Source organism: Sphingomonas sp. CD22 (genome assembly GCF_034556155.1).
Taxonomy (GTDB): Bacteria; Pseudomonadota; Alphaproteobacteria; order Sphingomonadales; family Sphingomonadaceae; genus Sphingomonas.
Map to the genome: position 1 here is coordinate 67,851 of NZ_JAYDYX010000001.1, position 17,847 is coordinate 85,697.

Sequence of the window (17,847 nt, forward strand, 5' to 3'; positions counted from 1 at the left end):
ATGATCAGCAGTCCCGGCCTCATCGTCGTCGTCGGCGGCGGTGCGGCCGGGATCGCGGCGGCGCGGCGGTTGCGCGATGCCGGCGAGGACGTGCTGCTGGTCGAGGCGGGGGACCGGCTCGGTGGGCGGGCGCGGAGTGTTCCCCTCGCGGATTTGTCTGCCGAACCGCCGTTCGCCCCGAGCTTGTCGACGGGCAGCTCGCCACAGCAGTCGCGGACTTCGGCAGACCCAGCCCTCACGGATGCGGGAAAGGCTCTGGCGGTCGATGCCGGCTGCGGCTGGCTCCATTCCGCCGGACGCAATCCGTGGACTGCGATCGCCGAGCGGGACGGCTTTGCGGTCGACCGCTCCTCGCCCAATTGGGGCGTGCAATGGCGCGATCTCGGTTATCCGCCCGAAGACCAGCGTGCGTTCCGCGCCGCTTACGATCGTTGGGACGAGGCGGCGCATGCCGCGCTCGGCGGCGCCGATCGGCCGCTATCCGATTTCATAGCCGCCGGGGACGAGCCGTGGCGGCCGATGATCGATGCGATCTCCGGCTATGCCAATGGCGCGCCGCTCGATCGCGTCTCGCTGCACGATTGGGCGGCGTATGAGGATGCGGCGACCGAGGACAATTGGTCGCTGCCGGCGGGCTATGGCACGTTGATCGTCCACCATGCCGGCGACGTGTCGGTCCGGCTGAATACGCCGGTGACGCGGATCGATCGTCGCTGGCGGACGATCCGCCTCGACACCCCCGCCGGGACGATCGAGGCGGACCGCGTCATCCTCGCCATCCCGACCACCGCCTATGAGGGGATCGCCTTCGATCCGCCGCTGCCCGACAAGCAGGCGGCTGCGGCGGCATTGCCGCTGGGCCTTGCCGACAAGGTTTTTCTCGCGGTCGATCGCCCCGAATGGCCGGCGCAGGCGCATCTGATCGGCGATCCGCACTGCGCCTGTACCGCGAGCCACCGGCTGTCCCCGCTCGGCCTGCCGCTCGTCGAGAGCTTCCTCGGCGGTGCCTGCGCCGAGGCGATGCCCGACTCTCGCGCCGCAAGCGACTTCGCGATCGGGGAACTGGTCGGCCTGCTCGGCTCGGATTGGCGCAAGCGGCTCGCGCCGCTGCATGCGACGCACTGGCGTGGGCAGGCATATATCCACGGCAGCTACAGCCACGCCCGCGTTGGCCATGCCGGCGCCCGCGCGATCCTCGCCACGCCGGTCGACGATCGCCTGTTCTTCGCCGGCGAGGCATGTTCGCGCCACGATTTCTCCACCGCGCATGGCGCCTATCAGACCGGCATCGACGCCGCCGCGGCGATCCTGCACTTGAAGGGGGCCGCGCCGCGCCCGTAAGGAGCGGGGATGATCCGCATCCTCCTCCTCCTGTTCAAGGCCGGTCTGGTCTTCGTCGCGATCAGCGTCTTGTGGGTCGGCATCTACCGCTTCGTGCCGGTGCCGTTCACCTGGACGATGGCGGGGGACCTGATCGGCGGACGCAGCGTCACCAAGGACTGGATGCCGCTGTCGCAGATGGACCCCGACATGCCGCGCGCCGCGATCGCCGGCGAGGATGCGCGCTTCTGCGAACATCACGGCTTCGACTGGAAGGGGATCGCCAGTGCCGCGTATAGCAACGCGCAGGGCAAGCGGCTGCGCGGCGGCTCGACGATCAGCCAGCAGACCGCGAAGAACGTCTTCCTGTTCCAGAGCGGCGGCTATGTGCGCAAGGCGTTCGAAGCTTATTTCACCGTGCTGATCGAGACCTTGTGGGGCAAGCGGCGGATCATGGAGGTCTATCTCAACGTCGCCGAGACGGGGATCGGCACCTATGGCGCCAATGCCGCGGCGCTGCGCTATTTCCACCACGACGCTTCGCATCTGTCGCCGACCGAGGCGGGCCGGATCGCCGCGGTCCTGCCGCTGCCCAAGAAGCGCGCGGCGATCGATCCGCACGGCTTCGTCCGCCGCCACGGCAACGCGCTGTCGCGGTATGTCGGCGTAGTGCGGCGCGGCGGGCTGGATGGGTGTTTGAAATAGGCTCATTCCTCCCCCGCCAGGGGGAGGGGGGCCGCTCGGCGTCAGCCGAGTGGTGGAGGGGGAGGACAGGACGGAAGTTCGATTAATAAGCTCCCGCCCTGTCCTCCCCCTCCGTCACGGCTTCGCCGTGCCACCTCCCCCTGGCGGGGGAGGAGTTAGGCTCAGAACGGCAGCTTGAAGCCCGGCGGGAGGGGCAGGCCGCTGGTCATCTTCGACATTTCCGCGCCCGACACCGCATCCGCCTTGGTCCGCGCGTCGTTGAATGCCGCCGCGAGCAGGTCTTCGAGCATCTGCTTTTCGGACACTTCGATCAGCGAATCGTCGATCGCGATGTTGATGATCCGGCCCTTGGCGCTCGCCTTGACCTTGACGAGGCCGCCGCCCGAGACGCCCTCGACCTCGATCGTGTCGAGCTGGTCCTGCGCCTTCTGCAATTCGTTCTGGACGTTCTGCGCCATGGCGAGGATTTCGTCGATGTTCTTCATGCGTTGCTCCGTTTGCCCGGCCAGGCTTCCAGTTCCGCTTCCGGAAAGGCCGCGAATGCCGCCTTCACCAGCGGCGTGGCGAGGATCGCCTGACGCGACGCCTCTTCATCCGCCTTGGCCTTCTCGCGCAAGGTAGGCGCGCCGGGCGCATCCTCCAAGGCGATCTTCCAAACCTGGCCGGTCGCTTTCTTGAGCGCCTCGGCGACGTCGCGCAGCGTATCCGCCGACATCGGCCGCGATCCGCTGAGGATCAGCTCGGGTGCCTCGTAGCGGACGATGCGCGCGCCGTGGCTGAGCTGCGCGGCGACGGCGAAATGACCGTTGTCTTCCAGCAGCGCGACGAGGCCGGGGAAATCGGCGGGCGCGCCGGGGCGTTCGGCGACGACGGGAGCGACCGGCGCGGCCAGCGCAGCCGGGGGCGCGGCGGCGGGTGCCGCCGGCGCGCCGAGCTTGCCGCTGGCGATCTGCCGCGCGAGCTCGCCGGGATCGGGTAGCGTCGAGGCATGGATCGCACGCAGCAGCGCCATCTCCGCCGCCTCGATCGGCAGCGCCGCCTTGGCGACCTCGTCATGTCCCTTGAGGAAGAGCTGCCACAGCCGGTGCAGGGCAGGGAAGGATAGTTTCTCGGCCCATTCGGCGCGCGCGTTGCGCTCCTCGACCGGTTGCGCCGGATCGTCGGCGGTGCCGACCTTGGCGAGCGTGATGCCGTGCACGCTCTCCAGCATCGACCGCAGCACCGACTGCGGATCGACGCCATAGTCATACTGGCGGCGCAGGCTGGCGAGCGCACCCGCCGCATCGCCCGCGAGCACCAGCCCGAGCAGGTCGCGCACCGCGCCGCGATCGGACAGGCCGAGCATCTGCCGCACCGCCGCCGCCGTCACGCCCGGTCCTTCTGGGCCACCCTCGAGCCCGGCATGCGCGATGCCCTGGTCGAGGATCGACAGGCCGTCGCGCGCCGATCCTTCCGCGGCGCGCGCGATCAGCATCAGCGCCTCGGGCTCGGCCTCGACGCCTTCTTGCCTACAGACGAAGGCAAAATGCGCGGCGAGCTGGTCCGCCGAGATGCGCCTGAGGTCGAAGCGCTGGCAGCGCGACAGCACGGTGATCGGCACCTTGTTCACCTCGGTGGTGGCGAACAGGAATTTGACGTGCGCGGGCGGCTCTTCCAGCGTCTTCAACAGCGCATTGAAGGCGTTCTTGGAGAGCATGTGGACCTCGTCCACGATGTAGATCTTGTAGCGCGCCGACACCGCCGCATAGCGCGCCGCGTCGATGATCTCGCGCACGTCGTCGACGCCGGTATGGCTGGCGGCGTCCATCTCGATGACGTCGATATGGCGCCCTTCGGCGATCGCGCGGCACGGTTCGCAGACGCCGCACGGATCGATCGTCGGGCCGCCCTTGCCGTCGGGGCCGATGCAGTTGAGCGCCTTGGCGATCAGCCGCGCGGTCGAGGTCTTGCCGACGCCGCGCACCCCGGTCATCAGGAACGCATGCGCCAGCCGGTCGCGCTTGATCGCATTGCCGAGCGTGGTGACCATCGCATCCTGCCCGATCAGCTCGGAAAAGGTCTGCGGACGGTATTTGCGCGCGAGCACGCGATAGGGGTTGGCCTTGGCGGCAGGCTGCGGTGGTTCGCCCAGATCGAAGGAATCGGCCATTGGGTTTCATATAGGGGCGCGGGGGCGCGGTGTCGAAGGCGCATGCGGCACGGACTTCCATGCCGTCATCGTGCACCAGTCCAGATTTTGAGTAACAGTCCCGATGTACCCCGGCCTTCGCCGGGGTACAGGCTGGCGGCAGCGATGGCCCTCATCGGTTTACCCTATCCTGTCGAACGCCTAGGAGACACCGGCGCCTTTCGCGCCCATTCCGGAACCCGCTGCCAATCATGACCCCCGTTCTCGGCGTATCCCATTCGATTCTCGGCCAGCCCTGGCATTGGCGCAGCCTCGCCGCGGACGCGCGCGACGGCTTCGGCGCCGACGATCTCGTTACCCAGTTGCTGCTCGCCCGCGGCGCCGAGCGCGAGACGCTCGACCAGCATCGCACGCCGTCGATCCGCGCCTTCATGCCCGACCCCTCCGTGTTCCGCGACATGGACCGCGCCGCGGTGCGGCTCGCCGATGCGGTGCAGGCGGGCGAGAGCGTCGCGGTGTTCGGCGATTACGACGTCGATGGCGCGACCTCGGCGGCGCTGATGATCCTCGTGCTGCGCGATCTCGGGCTCGAGGCGCGGCCGTACATCCCCGACCGGCTGCTCGAAGGCTACGGCCCGTCGGGCGACGCGCTGGTTCGGCTGGCGGGAGAGGGGGCGTCGCTGATCGTCACCGTCGATTGCGGCGCGCAGGCGTTCGAGGCGCTGGCGATGGCTCATGCGCACCCGGTCGACGTCGTCGTCGTCGATCACCACAAATGCGCCGCCGCGCTGCCGCTGGCGCATGCGCTGGTCAATCCCAACCGGCTCGACGAGGACGAGGGCGCGGCGCACGGCCATCTCGCCGCGGTCGGCGTCTGTTTCCTGCTCGCCGCGGCGCTGCTGCGCACGCTGGAGGCGCGGGGCTTCTTCGCCGACCGGCCCAAGCCGAACCTGATCCACCATCTCGATATCGTCGCGCTCGGCACCGTCGCCGATGTCGCGCAGCTCCGCGGCCTCAACCGCGCCTTCGTCGCACAGGGGCTCAAGGTGATGGCGCAGCGCCGCAACGTCGGCCTTGCCGCGCTGATCGAGGCGTCGCGGCTGACCCGCGCGCCGACGTGCAGCGACCTGGGCTTCGCGCTCGGGCCGCGGATCAATGCCGGCGGGCGCGTCGGTCGCGCCGATCTCGGCGTGCGGCTGCTCACCACGCGCGATCCAGACGAGGCGCGCGGCATCGCCGAGGAACTCGACCGGCTCAACGAGGAGCGCCGGCTGATCGAGGCGGGCGTACAGCAGGCCGCCGAACTGCTCGCCAACGACCGCCGCCGCGTCGTCGTCGTCGCCGGCGAGGGCTGGCACCCCGGCGTGATCGGCATCGTCGCCGGCCGCCTCAAGGAGAAGCTCGGCCGGCCGGCGATCGTCATCGCGATCGGCGAGGACGGGCTCGGCAAGGGCTCGGGCCGGTCGATCTCGGGCGTCGACCTCGGCGCGGCGGTGCTCGCCGCCAAGGAGCACGGCCTGCTCGTGGCGGGCGGCGGCCATGCGATGGCGGCGGGGCTGACGATCGCCGCCGACGGTATCGCCGCCTTCGCCGATTTCCTCGAAGAGCGGCTGGCGGCGGGCGTCGACCGGGCGATCGGCGAGCGGGCGTTGCTGGTCGATGCGGTGCTCGCGCCCGGCGGGATCAACCCGCTGCTGGTCGAATCGCTTGATGTCGGCGGTCCCTACGGCATGGGCTGGCCGGCGCCGCGGATCGCTGCCGGTCCGGTGCGGATCATCAAAGCGGACGTGGTCGGCAACGGCCATGTCCGCGCGGTAGTGGCGGGCGACGACGGCCGCAGCTTCAAGGCGGTGGCGTTCCGCGCCGCCGACACCGCCCTGGGGCAGGCGCTGCTCGCCGCGGCGCCGCACCGCCGCCTGTGGCTCGCCGGCCGCGCCAAGATCGACGATTGGGGCAGCCGCCCGGCAGCGGAATTGCACCTCGAAGACGCCGCCTGGGCGAATTGATGCATCACAACCCCTTGACCGATCGCCGACCCCCCTCTAGCAGCACCCTTCGCTGGCCCCTTCGTCTAGCGGTTAGGACGCGGCCCTTTCACGGCTGAAGCACGGGTTCGATTCCCGTAGGGGTCACCAGCAGCGCAACCGGCCATGGTCGGCTTGCCGCTGGTGACGGCAATCTCAAGGTAACGACATCATTCCGGCGATAGCGGCGCGGCGGGGTCGCTTGGCGCCGGGCCTGCCTCCTGCGGCTGGTCGAAGGCGACCACCCATTGCGGATAGCCGTCGGGTGCCATCACGATGTCGGCATGGCCGACGGGGTCGTTACCCGTCTCGATCCAGCCGGCACCGTGACACGTGTCGCAGATCGCGCGCTTGCAGCGGAAGCTGACGAGGTCGATCTCGACGTTCCATTGGCCGTAGCCGTGGCAGATCGGGCATTTCGCATCGAGCGTGCCGTTGCGCGGTTGCAGCGCGATGATGTCGAAGGCGTGCGGGCTGTTGGGGCCGTCGCAATGGACGACGTTGCTGGCATGGGCGATCGGTCGTCTCCTCGGACAATAGCAAGCGGTCGGCGGCGCGGCGGGTCAGTCCGGCACCACCCAGTTGAGCTCGTCCGCCGCCGCCTCGGCGGTCTTGACGAGATGGCGGACGTAATTCTGGAAGATCGGCACCGTGAAGGTGACGAGCACCGGATCGGCGTCGGGTTCGTTGAAGGTCAGCACCACGAAGCGGGTGCCGGTCTCGTCGATCATCAGGCCGGCTTCCATCGCGCCTGGCCCGCTCGGGCTGATTACCACCTCCGCCATGGATCAGCGCGGCTCGCCGCAATGGCGCGGTCGAAGGATAACGGGTCTTGGCATGGCAGCTCCTGCGCGGGTCGAGCGGGTATAACGCCCGATGACGGTTTCCGCCCACGCGTCTTTCGTCGCGGCGGTTCGTTTCCACCGCCATCGGCCCGTTGCGGCGCGAGAGGGAGAAGACGATGCGGTTCGTGCAGATCGAGATATTGCCCACGGGCAAGGCGCTGGTCGATATCGACAAACTGACCCATGCGGTGCCGGAGGGCGAGGGCAGTCGCCTGTTCCTCGGCGCCCAGCATCTCGACGTGCCGCATACGCTCGCCGAGCTGGAGAATATCCTCGCCGGGCGCGAGCGCACCGACGATGGCGAGAACAGCTCCACCGGCTTCGGCCTGCGCTAAGGCGGTCAGGCACCCCATTCCGGCCCGTCGTCATCGGGGTAGAAGGCGTGGGGGTCATCGGGCTCGGATCGCGGCGTCGGCGCGGACGGCACCGGCAAGCTCGGCTGGCCGCCGCCGAAGCGCAGCCGGATATAGGCCGAACCACCCGCCATGCCCTGGAAGATCGCCGCCGCCTCTTCGCCGCGGCTTAGCCGCGTGCCGATATACGGCGCGCGCTCGGCGCTGACATAGCCGAGCTGCACGCCGCGCGGACTGACGATCGCGATGGCGTTGCCGTCGTGCTTGTTCTTCGGTTCGGGCAGCAAGGCGACGGGCTCGCCGGGCAGCGTCATCATCGCTTCGGAGCGGCGATTGCTGCCGTCGGCATTGGCGAAATCGATGCCGACGACGGCGAGGGTCAGTTCCTGCATGGCCGCGATCTAGGCCTTGGCCGCATCGCCGGCCTGCACCAGCTCGATCACCCAATCCCCCGCCAGCAACTGCCGCGCTTCGGGTTGCAGGACGCCGATCGCCCGGTCGTCGCGATAGATGCGGACGATCTGACCATCGGTGCCGTCGCGCGGCGCGGTGCCGATCTCGTCGGCACGCACCGGGCGTTCGCGCAATTCGATCTGGCCGCCGCGGGTGACGAGGTCGGCGACATAGTCGGCGACGTGCGGGCCGGCGGTGCATTGCGCGAGTAACTGGCCGCCGAAGCTCACCGGGTTGACGATGATGCTCGCGCCGGCGTCGCGCGCCAGCAGCTCGTTCTCGATCGCCGCGATCGAGACGGCGATCCCGGCATGCGGCGCGAGGCGGCGGCAGGTGAGGATGATCAGCACCGCGGTGTCGTCGCGCCCGGGGCAGATGATGACGGTGCGCGCGGCGCCGACCTTGGCGGTTTCGAGGACGCTATTGTGCGTTGCATCGCCCTCGACGGTGGCGATGCCCCATGCCTCGGCGCGGCGCAGCCGCTCGGCGTCGGCGTCGACCACGACGATCCGCTCCGGCGGGTGGCCGCGTTCGATCAGTTCGCCGACCGCCGCCGAGCCGGAGCGGCCGAAGCCGCACACGATGACGTGATCCTTCAGTTCGTGCCTGACCAGTCCCATGCGCCACCGCTCCCATCCCTGCCGCAGCATGAAGCTGTAGGCGCTTCCCAGGAAGATGAGGAACACGAAGATGCGGATCGGCGTGACGACGAACGTGTCGAACATCCGCGCCGAATCGCTCACCGGCACGATGTCGCCATAGCCGACCGTCGTCACCGTGATGACGGTGAAATAGACGATGTCGAGGAAGCTGACCGCGCCGTCGGTATTGTCGCGCAGTCCCGCCCGGTCGATCCAGTGACCGCCGAGCGCGATGCCGACGAGCAGCAGCACCGCGGCGGCGCGGATCGCCAGCGTGGTCAGCGGGCCGAGCCGCCCGGCACGATAGAAGCGCGGACGCACCGGGTGCAGCGCCACCGGCGCCGCCATCCGCCCCGGCGCCAGCGCCGGCGGTGGGGGACGATGCCGGCTCACGGGGCGGGGACGGTGGCGATGACCATCCGCTCGTGGTGCGGGAGGATGGCGGTCGAGCGCAAGCGCCGCGTGGCGAGGCGGCTGCGAAAACTTCGCTCGTTGCAGATCAGCGATGTACCCCGGCGAAGGCCGGGGCTCAGTTGGGAAGGCCGTCATGAGTCATGACGAAGGTCCGCCCCACTGGGCCCCGGCCTTCGCCGGGGTACAAGTCTGGTGTGTTGTGGACCGGCTTTCGCATCTCGGCTGGGATCTATCGCATGTGACCGTTCATGCTGGTCGCCCGCTTTCCCCTTTCACTCCGTCACCGGGGTGACAGACCTGACGGAGAAACCGATCGAGCCTCGCGATCACCGCCGCCGTTTGCGATAGCCTCGGGGTACATCGAGGGTTTCGCGGCGCGCCATGGACGGCCTCGGGAACCGAATGGGCGACCGGATGTACCGACAGGGTGCCGGCGCAGCCTGCGGTGCGCGCGGGAGGGGCGGAACGATGAGCTTGAGCGAAGGACCCGGCGAGCGGCCGCTGCTCGCAGTGCGCGCGCTGGGCAAATCGGTGCCCGGACCGCGACGGTTGTTCCGTCGACTCGACCTGTCGGTCGCGGCGGGGGAACTGGTTGCGATCATCGGCGAATCCGGTGTCGGCAAGTCGACGCTGCTCAACATCCTCGCCGGGCTCGACGATGCCGACGAGGGCAGCGTCGCGATCGACGGCATCGATCTCGGTACGCTCGACGAGACGGCGCGCACGCGGCTGCGCCGCGAGCGGATCGGCTTCGTCTTCCAGGCCTTTCATATCCTGCCCTATCTGACGCTGCGGCAGAACGTTGCCCTGCCGCTGGCGCTGGTCTCGCCGGACGCGACCGAGGCCGATTCGCGCGCCGATGCGATGCTCGATGCGGTCGGGCTGGACGGGCGCGGCGGCGGGTATGCGCGCGATCTGTCGGGCGGCGAGTTGCAGCGGGTCGCGATCGCGCGGGCGCTGGTCCACCGCCCGGCGCTGATCCTCGCCGACGAACCGACGGGCAATCTCGATCCCGATACCGCGGCGCGGGTGCTGGCGCTGTTCGCCACGGCGGTGCGCGGCCATGGTGCCGCCGGCGTGATGGTGACGCATTCCGAGGCGAGCGCGGCGATCGCCGACCGCGTGCTGACGCTCGGCGCGGATGGACTGGTCGATCGGCGTGGCTGAGCGCGCCGGGCTGATCCGGGGACGGCTGGCGCTCGGCTGGCTGATCGGCGGCGAATGGCGTTTTCATCCGGCGCGCTTCCTGACGACGGCGGTGGCGATCGCGGTCGGCGTCGCGCTGGGCTTCGCGGTGCATCTCGTCAACGGATCGGCGATGGCGTCGTTCGACGGCGCGATGCGCGGCGTCAGCGGCGCGGCCGAACTGTCGGTGCGCGCGACCAGCCCCCTCGGGTTCGACGAGGTGCTGTATCCGCGCGTGGCGACGGCGCGGGGCGTCGCCGATGCCAGTCCGGTCGTCAGCCTCGACGCGCGGATCGGCGGCACGCGCCTGACGCTGCTAGGCATCGACGTGATCCGCGCCGCGGCGGTGACGCCGTCGCTGATCGGCATCCGCCCCGCCGGCCCCGAGACCAGCAACGACGGCGTGTTCGACGAGGCGGCGCTGTTCCTCTCCCGCCGCGCGCTCGCACAGGCGAAGGCACGGGTCGGCGCGATCGTGCAGGTCACCGCCAACGGCCGGACGGTGCCGCTGCGGATCGCGGGGACGCTGCCGGGTGCGGACGAGGCCGCGGTCGGCGTGATCGACATCGCCGCGGCGCAATGGCGGTTCGGCCGGCTGGGCCGGATCGACCGGCTCGATCTCGCTCTGTCCGATCGCGACGCGGCCGAGCCGGCGTTGCGCGCGCTGCTGCCCGCCGACGCGGTGCTGTCCAGCCCGGCGTCGCAGAACGCGCAGGGCGATGCGCTGTCGCGCGCCTATCGCGTCAATCTCGACATGCTGGCGCTGGTCGCGCTGCTGACCGGCGGCTTCCTCGTCTATTCGGCGCAATCGCTGTCGGTGGTCCGTCGGCAGCGCGCCTTCGCCTTGCTGCGGACGCTCGGCATGCCGCGCGGCGGGGTGATCGCCGCGGTGGTGGTGGAGGGCGTCGCGATCGGGCTGGTCGGTGCCGCCGCCGGGCTGCTCGCCGGCTACGGCCTCGCCTGGGCGGCGCTGCATTGGTTCGGCGGCGATCTCGGCGCGGGCTATTTCGGCGGCGGTCGGGCGCATGTCGTCTTCCAGCCCGCGGCGGCCGTCGGCTTCTTCGCCCTCGGTCTCGCCGCGGCGATCCTCGGCAGCGCTCTGCCGGCACGCGTCGCGGCGCGGGCGGCGCCGGCGGCGGCCCTGAAGAACGCGGGCGACGTGCTCGATCCGCGCCGGCCGGTCGCCTGGTGGCCCGCCGCGGCCCTGCTCGCCGCGGGCGCGGCGGCGGCGCTGTTACCCGCGGTCGCCGGCCTGCCGCTGTTCGGCTTCGTCGGCATGGCGCTGATGCTGGCGGGCGGGGTGGCGGGCGTGCCGTGGTTCGCCCGCACCTTGCTGGCGCCGCTCGCGCGTCGCGGCGGCGGCGACGTGCCGCGCCTGCTCGCGGTGCGGCACCTGCATGGCGCGCCGGGCGAAGCGGCGACCGCCCTGTGCGGCATCGTCGCATCGACCGCGCTGATGATCGCGATGGCGACGATGGTGACGAGCTTCCGCGGCGCGGTGGACGACTGGCTCGGCGACGTGCTCGGCGCCGATCTCTACGCGCGCACCACCGCGGGGGCGTCGTTCGATCCCGCGACGCGCGCGCGGCTGGCGGCGACGCCGGGCATCGCGACGGTGGCGTTCAGCCGGCAATTGCCGCTGACGATCGCCGCCGACCGCCCGCCGGTCAGCCTGATCGCCCGGCCCGAGCGGGGCGGCCGCGATCCGCTGCTGGTGCTGATCGACCGCGTGCCGTCGCTGCCGCGCGGCGCGCTGCCGGTCTGGGTGTCGGAGCCGGCGCAGCGCCTGTACGGCTGGGACCCCGGCGAGACGATCGAGCTGCCGATCGCCGGCCGCACCCGCTTCGTCGTCGCCGGCGTCTGGCGCGATTACGGGCGGCAGGCGGGCGCGGTGCTGGTCGACGAGCGCGATTATCAGCGGCTGACCGGCGATGACGGACGCGACGAGATATCGGTGATGCTCACGCCGGGGCAGGACGCCGGCCGCGTCGCCGCCGCTCTCACCGCACGGCTGCCCGCCGATCTCAACGGACAGGTCGAAATCACCCGGCCGGCGACGCTGCGGCGGCTGGCGCTGACGCTGTTCGACCGCAGCTTCGCGGTGACCTATCTGCTCGAGGCGGTGGCGATCCTCGTCGGGCTGGCGGGGGTGGCGGCGACGATGTCCGCGCAGACCATCGCTCGCGAGCGCGAATTCGGCATGCTCCGCCACCTCGGCCTGACGCGCCGCCAGCTGACCGCGATGCTCGGGATCGAGGGCGCGATCGTCGGGTTGACCGGGGCGCTCGCCGGCATCGGCCTCGGGCTGCTGCTGGCGCAGGTGCTGATCCACGTCATCAACCCGCAGTCGTTCAACTGGACGATGACGACGCGCATCCCGGTCGGCACGCTGGTCGGCGTCGCCGCGGCATTGACCGGGGCGGCGGCGGTGACGGCGGTGCTCGCCGGGCGGCGCGCGACGGCACGCAGCGCGATCACCTCGGTACGGGAGGATTGGTGATGAAGCCGTTGGCGACGATGACGGGCTGGCTGGCGGCGGTCGCGGTGGCGGCACCGGCGGCGACGCCCTATCCGCAGGTGCGGCCGGGCATCGTGCTGCGCTTTCCCGCCGATCATGGCGCGCACCCTGCGTTCCGCACCGAATGGTGGTACGTCACCGGCTGGCTGAAGACCGCCGAGGGGCGCGACCTCGGCTTCCAGGTCACCTTCTTCCGCACCCGTCCTCCGGTCGATCCGCGCAACCCCAGCCGGTTCGCCGCCGGGCAGGTGCTGTTCGCGCATGCCGCGCTGTCCGATCCGGCCACCGGGCGGCTGTTGCACGGCGAGCGCTCCGCGCGGCAGGGCTTCGGTCTCGCCGCGGCGCCGACAGACGACGCCGACGTGGCGATCCGCGACTGGCGGTTGCGGCGGGCGCCGGACGGGCGCTGGCAGACCGCGGTGGCGGCGGACGGCTTCCGGCTGGCGCTGGCGTTCCGGCCGACGCAGCCGCCGCTGCCGCAGGGCCGCGGCGGCTACAGCCGCAAGGGGCCGCGCCCCGAAGAGGCGAGCTATTATTATTCAATCCCGCATCTGCGCGTCGCCGGACAGGTGCGGATCGCCGGGCGGCCGGTCGCGGTGACCGGCGAGGCGTGGCTCGACCGCGAATGGTCGTCCGATTACCTCGCGCCGGCGGCGCAGGGCTGGGACTGGACCGGCCTCAACCTCGACGACGGATCGGCGCTGATGGCCTTCCGCATCCGGCGCAAGGGCGGCGGGACGCTCTGGGCGGGCGGATCGCTGCGCCGCCCCGACGGGCGGACGACGGTGCTGGGGCCGGGCGACGTCGCCTTCCGGCCGGTCGCCACCTGGCGCAGCCGCGCCACCGGCGCGGTCTATCCGGTGATGCAGGATCTCGCCATCCGCGTCGATGGCAAGGTCACGACGCGGCGGCTGACGCCGCTGTTCGCCGCGCAGGAGCTGGACGCGCGGCGCAGCGGCCTGCCGGTCTATTGGGAGGGGGCGGTGCGCACGCCGGGCGGGCGCGGCTATCTGGAGCTGACCGGCTACGACAGGCCGCTGGCGATGTAGTCGCGCGGGCTGCGGCAACCTTTTGCCCGGGCGGTTGCTTTGCATGGTGTCGCCCAGGATGCGTGATCGAGGATTTTCCATGGCCTTTCCCGAACCTTATACCGCCGCTGCCGGTCGCTACGATGCCGGCATGTCCTATCGCCGCACCGGCCGCAGCGGCCTGCGCCTGCCGGCGATCAGCCTGGGACTGTGGCAGAATTTCGGCGGGACCGACGTCTTCGAAACCGGCCGCGCGGTGCTGCGCCGCGCCTTCGACCGCGGCGTCACCCATTTCGACCTCGCCAACAATTACGGCCCGCCCTACGGATCGGCGGAGGAGAATTTCGGCCGCGTGCTGGCGACCGACTTCAGGGCGCATCGCGACGAGCTGATCCTGTCGACCAAGGCGGGGTGGGACATGTGGCCCGGCCCCTATGGCGATATCGGCTCCTCGAAAAAGTATCTGATCGCCAGTTGCGACCAGAGCCTCAAGCGCATGGGCGTCGATTACGTCGACATCTTCTATTCGCACCGCGTCGATCCGGCGACGCCGCTGGAAGAGACGATGGGCGCGCTGGTGCAGCTCCACCGCCAGGGCAAGGCGCTGTACGTCGGCATATCCTCCTACGAACCGGGTCTGACCCGGCAGGCGGCGGCGATCCTCGCCGAGGAGAAGGTGCCGCTGTTCATCCACCAGCCGAGCTATTCGATTCTCAACCGCTGGATCGAACGCGAGCTGCTCGCGACGCTAAACGACCTGGGTACCGGCTGCATCGCCTTTTCGCCGCTCGCACAAGGCATGCTCACCGCAAAATACCTCGATGGCGTGCCCGCCGATGCGCGCGCAAGCCGCGAAGGTTCGCTGTCGCAGACGTTGCTCACGGAGGCGAATGTGGCGGCGATCCGCACCCTCGACGGGATCGCGCGCGAGCGCGGCCAGACGCTTGCACAGATGGCGATTGCCTGGGTGCTGCGCGATCCCCGCGTCACCTCCGCACTGATCGGCGCGCGGTCGGTCGCGCAGCTCGACGATTCGCTCGACGCGCTGAACAATCAGGCGTTTTCCGAGGACGAGCTCGCCGCGATCGATGCCGCCGCTGAGGATGGCGGGATCAACATCTGGTCGGATTCGTCGGACATCGCCGACCTGCCTGCGCGGCAAGGCGTGCCGCTCGGATCGCGCTAGCGCCGGTTAGCGCTGCTTCTTGGTGATGGTCGCGGTGAAGTCCGGGTCCTTGTTCGCCACCCAGTCGACGAACTTGCGCGTCGCCGGGTCGGCGAGCAGCCCCTCGGCGTTCATGCCGTGGCGCTGCAGTTCGGAATTGGTGAAATTGGCGGTCACCGTCTGCTGGCAGATCGGGTGCATCGGCACGACGTCACGGCCGCCACGGCTCTTGGGAACGGGATGGTGCCAGACGATCGTCTTGCCCGTCGGCCGGCCGCACAGCCAACACGGCGGCACCGGTGCGGCTGCCTCCTCCTCGGTCGGGAGGTCGTCGTCATACCGGTATTTGCCGTGCTTGCGGGCCATGCGTCTGCCTCGATCGTGCGCCCGCGCCGGGCGATGTCGCACGCACCGCTACACCAGCGTGCGACCGGGGCCGAGCAGGAAGTGACGGCGCCCGGCCGAAAGCTCAGCGCGCGACAGGCGTCGCGCACCATCTCGCCAAGGAGAGCGTCACCAGCGCCGAGAAGGACACCGAGCCGGCCAGCGCAACGACGATCTGGGTGGTCATCACCGGGCTCCTGTTCTCACGATCTGCACGACACCCAACCCCCGACCGTCCCATTCGGGTGCAGATCGCCGGTTCGACCGCCGCGTATTTCGCCCGATCGCTACAGAGCCGGCCCGACCGAAGGCGTCATCGCACCAGCGCACTGGCATCGAGCCGCGCGATCGTCGTCCGGCCGGTCAGCGCCATCGCGACGCGCATCTCCGCCTCGACCAATTGCAGCATGTGGGTGATGCCCTGTTCGCCCGCCGCGGCGAGCGCATAGACCCAGGCGCGGCCGAGCAGCACGCCATGCGCGCCGAGCGCCAGCATCCGCACCACGTCCAGCCCGGAGCGCACGCCGCCATCCGCCAGCACCGTCAGCCGGTCGCGCACCGCGTCGGCGATCACCGGCAGCGCGGCGGCGGTCGACGGCACGCCGTCGAGCTGGCGCCCGCCGTGATTGGAGACGACGATGCCGTCCGCGCCCAGGGTCGCCGCGGCCCGCGCATCCTCGACGTCGAGAATGCCCTTGATGATCAGCGGCCCGTCCCAGCTATCGCGGATGAATTCGAGATCGCGCCAGGACACGGTCGGATCGAAATTGTCGCGCATCCAGGCGAAGAAATCCTCGAGGCCCGTGTTCTTGCCGAGCACCGGCGCGACGTTGCCGAGCTGATGCGGCCGCCCGCGCACGCCGACGTCATAGGCCCAGCGTGGGCGCATCAACGCCTGCGCGGTGCGCCGTGCCGCGCCGCGCAAGCCCGACGCGCCGGCCAGTCCGGAGCGATAATCGCGGTAGCGCGATCCCGGTACCGGCATGTCGACGGTGAAGACCAGCGCCGAACAGCCCGCATCGCGCGCCTGCGCCATCAGCTCGCGCATGAAGCCGCGGTCGCGGATCATGTAGAGCTGGAACCAGAAGGGTGCGTCGGTCGCCGCCGCGACCTCGCCGATCGGGCAGGCGGACACCGTCGACAGGCAGAAGGGGATGCCGGCCTTGTGCGCGGCGCGCGCCGCCTGCACCTCGCCGCGGCGCGCGTTGAGGCCGGCGAGCCCGATCGGTGCCAAAGCGATCGGCAGCGCCTGCGACCGGCCGAACAGGGTGGTCGAAAGGTCGAGCGTCGAAACGTCGGTCAGCACGCGCTGGCGCAACGCGATCGCTTCCAGATCGGCGATGTTCCGGCGCAGCGTCACCTCGGCATACGAGCCGCCGTCGATATATTCGAACAGGAAATGCGGCAGCCGCCGGCGGGCGAGGTCGCGGAAATCGAGCGTGGAGGCGGCTTTCATGGCACGGACTTCTCTGACGGCGACCGCGGCGGAACGCGGCGGTCACGGTGTATCGCAGGACCCCGTCCGCGCCGGCTCTACGGCACCGATGCCATGACGCCGCGGAGCGAAACGTGAACCCACCAGATCGTCCATCGCCGAAGATTTTGAAAGCACGTTTTTATCGGAGCCGATCGACGGGTATCGGCACCGCGACCGCGACACCTTCGCTCCGCCACCCCGGGTCGAGCTCGGAGCTATTGCATATGACCATTGGGGTGTTGCAACGGCTTTCCCATCCCCGTCATGCCGGACTCGATCCGGCATCCCGCTTCTTCGCACCGTCCAAAGAAGCGGGACCCCGGCGCAAGGCCGGGGTGACGGAGCGGCTTTGGAAACCCGTCCGGATTACACAAACGCCCATATGCGATAGCCCAGGGGGCGAGCCCAGGGCGACGAAAGAGCGACGCTTCGGCGACCTTCATCCGCGGCGCGCACCGGGCGGAGATCCCGCGCCGGCACCTACCAGTCGCTGCTGTCGTTACCGTCGTCGTCGTCACCGTAATTGTTGACGACGACATTCTCTTCCGGCGCGCCGAGGAAGCCCTGGCCGCCGCCGCCGAAGCCACCGTTGTGGTGGCCGCCGAACAGGTCGGAAAGCCCGCTGAACAGCATCTCGCCGCCGGCGACGCCGGCCGCGGTGGTGCCGGCCGACCGCAGGAAGCTGCCGAGGCCGCCGCCGCCCGACAGAATGCCGGGCCGTGCCTCCGGTGCCGGGGGCGCATAAGCGGGTTGCGACCCGCCCCATGGGCCGCGGTCGGTCGGCAGGAAGCTGGGCGATGGCGCCGGCGGGGCGAGTTGCCGCTCCAACTCCGCGATCCGTGCCTGCGCAGCGTGCAGCGACTGGTCCGCCACGATCGCATGCTGGACCAGCACGTAGCTCGCGTCCGGGTTGGCGGCGAGCGCCTGCCGGATCAGCGTATCCGCCTCATTGTCCTTGGCGACGCCGCGCGCCGCGACCAGTTCGTTGAGGAAATTCGTCAGAAGGGTGCGTTCGTCGGGTGTCATGCTTCGTCCTCGCGGTGAACGACCGCGAAGATCGGTCGCCGCCCCGCCACGTTCAACCGCGCCGCGGCCCCGCCGCGCCATCGTGACGCGGATTTCATCTGGTCTTCAGGAACGCCCCGGGGCGCAGGGCGTCGTCGCGCTTGCCTTCGCAGGCGATGATGCGGGATGATGCGGCTCAACG

16 protein-coding genes and 1 tRNA gene are annotated in these 17,847 nt (G+C 70.3%); 9 read left to right on the forward strand and 8 right to left on the reverse strand.

Annotated features, from left to right (window positions below):
* Positions 1-1,341 (forward strand): NAD(P)/FAD-dependent oxidoreductase, encoded by a 1,341-nt coding sequence (locus tag SFC76_RS00325; RefSeq protein ID WP_322847514.1) that lies wholly within the window; start codon positions 1-3, stop codon positions 1,339-1,341.
* Between the two features lie 9 nt (positions 1,342-1,350).
* Positions 1,351-2,025: a monofunctional biosynthetic peptidoglycan transglycosylase gene (mtgA, locus tag SFC76_RS00330; RefSeq protein WP_322847515.1), complete on the forward strand. Its 675-nt coding sequence runs from the start codon at positions 1,351-1,353 to the stop codon at positions 2,023-2,025.
* A 161-nt stretch (positions 2,026-2,186) separates the two neighbouring features.
* Here mtgA and SFC76_RS00335 read toward each other — a convergent pair whose 3' ends face one another.
* Positions 2,187-2,510 (reverse strand): YbaB/EbfC family nucleoid-associated protein, encoded by a 324-nt coding sequence (locus SFC76_RS00335; RefSeq protein ID WP_038660987.1) that lies wholly within the window; start codon positions 2,508-2,510, stop codon positions 2,187-2,189.
* On the reverse strand, positions 2,507-4,174 hold the full coding sequence (locus tag SFC76_RS00340) for a DNA polymerase III subunit gamma/tau (RefSeq protein WP_322847516.1): 1,668 nt from the start codon (positions 4,172-4,174) through the stop codon (positions 2,507-2,509). The genes SFC76_RS00335 and SFC76_RS00340 overlap by 4 nt, the downstream gene beginning before the upstream one ends.
* Before the next feature lie 230 nt (positions 4,175-4,404).
* On the opposite strand from SFC76_RS00340, the gene recJ reads away from it, so the two are divergent.
* Together recJ and SFC76_RS00350 are read left to right on the forward strand one after the other, a co-directional pair.
* Positions 4,405-6,159: a single-stranded-DNA-specific exonuclease RecJ gene (recJ, locus tag SFC76_RS00345; RefSeq protein WP_322847517.1), complete on the forward strand. Its 1,755-nt coding sequence runs from the start codon at positions 4,405-4,407 to the stop codon at positions 6,157-6,159.
* A gap of 54 nt (positions 6,160-6,213) precedes the next feature.
* Positions 6,214-6,288: transfer RNA gene (locus SFC76_RS00350), tRNA-Glu, on the forward strand.
* Positions 6,289-6,740: 452 nt separating this feature from the next.
* On the opposite strand, the gene SFC76_RS00355 is transcribed toward SFC76_RS00350, so the two are convergent.
* Entirely contained in the window at positions 6,741-6,962 is a 222-nt protein-coding gene (locus SFC76_RS00355) for a hypothetical protein (RefSeq protein ID WP_322847518.1), read from the reverse strand.
* Positions 6,963-7,138: 176 nt separating this feature from the next.
* On the opposite strand from SFC76_RS00355, the gene SFC76_RS00360 reads away from it, so the two are divergent.
* Positions 7,139-7,357 carry a hypothetical protein gene (locus SFC76_RS00360; RefSeq protein ID WP_322847519.1) on the forward strand — a complete coding sequence of 73 codons (219 nt, stop codon included), beginning with the start codon at positions 7,139-7,141 and terminating at the stop codon, positions 7,355-7,357.
* A 5-nt stretch (positions 7,358-7,362) separates the two neighbouring features.
* Here the strand turns inward: SFC76_RS00360 and SFC76_RS00365 are convergent, their stop codons facing one another.
* Both SFC76_RS00365 and SFC76_RS00370 read right to left on the reverse strand, forming a co-directional pair.
* Complete coding sequence (locus SFC76_RS00365; protein ID WP_322847520.1) at positions 7,363-7,767, reverse strand: HIRAN domain-containing protein; 405 nt, start codon at positions 7,765-7,767, stop codon at positions 7,363-7,365.
* A gap of 9 nt (positions 7,768-7,776) precedes the next feature.
* Positions 7,777-8,862 carry a potassium channel family protein gene (locus SFC76_RS00370; protein WP_322847521.1) on the reverse strand — a complete coding sequence of 362 codons (1,086 nt, stop codon included), beginning with the start codon at positions 8,860-8,862 and terminating at the stop codon, positions 7,777-7,779.
* A gap of 489 nt (positions 8,863-9,351) precedes the next feature.
* On the opposite strand from SFC76_RS00370, the gene SFC76_RS00375 reads away from it, so the two are divergent.
* The 4 genes from SFC76_RS00375 to mgrA all read left to right on the forward strand — a co-directional run bounded on the left by SFC76_RS00375 (position 9,352) and on the right by mgrA (position 14,800).
* Complete coding sequence (locus SFC76_RS00375; RefSeq protein ID WP_322847522.1) at positions 9,352-10,050, forward strand: ABC transporter ATP-binding protein; 699 nt, start codon at positions 9,352-9,354, stop codon at positions 10,048-10,050.
* Complete coding sequence (locus tag SFC76_RS00380) at positions 10,043-12,568, forward strand: FtsX-like permease family protein (RefSeq protein WP_322847523.1); 2,526 nt, start codon at positions 10,043-10,045, stop codon at positions 12,566-12,568. Before SFC76_RS00375 ends, SFC76_RS00380 begins: the two co-directional genes overlap by 8 nt.
* Entirely contained in the window at positions 12,568-13,635 is a 1,068-nt protein-coding gene (locus SFC76_RS00385) for a carotenoid 1,2-hydratase (protein ID WP_322848042.1), read from the forward strand. The genes SFC76_RS00380 and SFC76_RS00385 overlap by 1 nt, the downstream gene beginning before the upstream one ends.
* Before the next feature lie 79 nt (positions 13,636-13,714).
* Positions 13,715-14,800, forward strand: coding sequence for an L-glyceraldehyde 3-phosphate reductase (gene mgrA, locus SFC76_RS00390; RefSeq protein WP_322847524.1), 1,086 nt, complete (start codon positions 13,715-13,717; stop codon positions 14,798-14,800).
* Positions 14,801-14,806: 6 nt separating this feature from the next.
* Here the strand turns inward: mgrA and SFC76_RS00395 are convergent, their stop codons facing one another.
* The 3 genes from SFC76_RS00395 to SFC76_RS00405 all read right to left on the reverse strand — a co-directional run bounded on the left by SFC76_RS00395 (position 14,807) and on the right by SFC76_RS00405 (position 17,666).
* Positions 14,807-15,145 (reverse strand): hypothetical protein, encoded by a 339-nt coding sequence (locus tag SFC76_RS00395; protein WP_322847525.1) that lies wholly within the window; start codon positions 15,143-15,145, stop codon positions 14,807-14,809.
* A gap of 331 nt (positions 15,146-15,476) precedes the next feature.
* Positions 15,477-16,619 (reverse strand): FMN-dependent L-lactate dehydrogenase LldD, encoded by a 1,143-nt coding sequence (lldD, locus tag SFC76_RS00400; protein WP_322847526.1) that lies wholly within the window; start codon positions 16,617-16,619, stop codon positions 15,477-15,479.
* 501 nt (positions 16,620-17,120) lie between these two features.
* Positions 17,121-17,666: a DUF2076 domain-containing protein gene (locus SFC76_RS00405; RefSeq protein ID WP_322847527.1), complete on the reverse strand. Its 546-nt coding sequence runs from the start codon at positions 17,664-17,666 to the stop codon at positions 17,121-17,123.
* Between the last annotated feature and the right edge of the window lie 181 nt (positions 17,667-17,847).

Coding starts and splice junctions, on each gene's coding strand:
- SFC76_RS00325 (WP_322847514.1), top strand. CDS start 1: ATGATCAGCAGTCCCGGCCTCATCGTCGTCGTCGGCGGCGGTGCGGCC.
- mtgA (WP_322847515.1), top strand. CDS start 1,351: ATGATCCGCATCCTCCTCCTCCTGTTCAAGGCCGGTCTGGTCTTCGTC.
- SFC76_RS00335 (WP_038660987.1), bottom strand. CDS start 2,510: ATGAAGAACATCGACGAAATCCTCGCCATGGCGCAGAACGTCCAGAAC.
- SFC76_RS00340 (WP_322847516.1), bottom strand. CDS start 4,174: ATGGCCGATTCCTTCGATCTGGGCGAACCACCGCAGCCTGCCGCCAAG.
- recJ (WP_322847517.1), top strand. CDS start 4,405: ATGACCCCCGTTCTCGGCGTATCCCATTCGATTCTCGGCCAGCCCTGG.
- SFC76_RS00355 (WP_322847518.1), bottom strand. CDS start 6,962: ATGGCGGAGGTGGTAATCAGCCCGAGCGGGCCAGGCGCGATGGAAGCC.
- SFC76_RS00360 (WP_322847519.1), top strand. CDS start 7,139: ATGCGGTTCGTGCAGATCGAGATATTGCCCACGGGCAAGGCGCTGGTC.
- SFC76_RS00365 (WP_322847520.1), bottom strand. CDS start 7,767: ATGCAGGAACTGACCCTCGCCGTCGTCGGCATCGATTTCGCCAATGCC.
- SFC76_RS00375 (WP_322847522.1), top strand. CDS start 9,352: ATGAGCTTGAGCGAAGGACCCGGCGAGCGGCCGCTGCTCGCAGTGCGC.
- SFC76_RS00385 (WP_322848042.1), top strand. CDS start 12,568: ATGAAGCCGTTGGCGACGATGACGGGCTGGCTGGCGGCGGTCGCGGTG.
- mgrA (WP_322847524.1), top strand. CDS start 13,715: ATGGCCTTTCCCGAACCTTATACCGCCGCTGCCGGTCGCTACGATGCC.
- SFC76_RS00395 (WP_322847525.1), bottom strand. CDS start 15,145: ATGGCCCGCAAGCACGGCAAATACCGGTATGACGACGACCTCCCGACC.
- lldD (WP_322847526.1), bottom strand. CDS start 16,619: ATGAAAGCCGCCTCCACGCTCGATTTCCGCGACCTCGCCCGCCGGCGG.
- SFC76_RS00405 (WP_322847527.1), bottom strand. CDS start 17,666: ATGACACCCGACGAACGCACCCTTCTGACGAATTTCCTCAACGAACTG.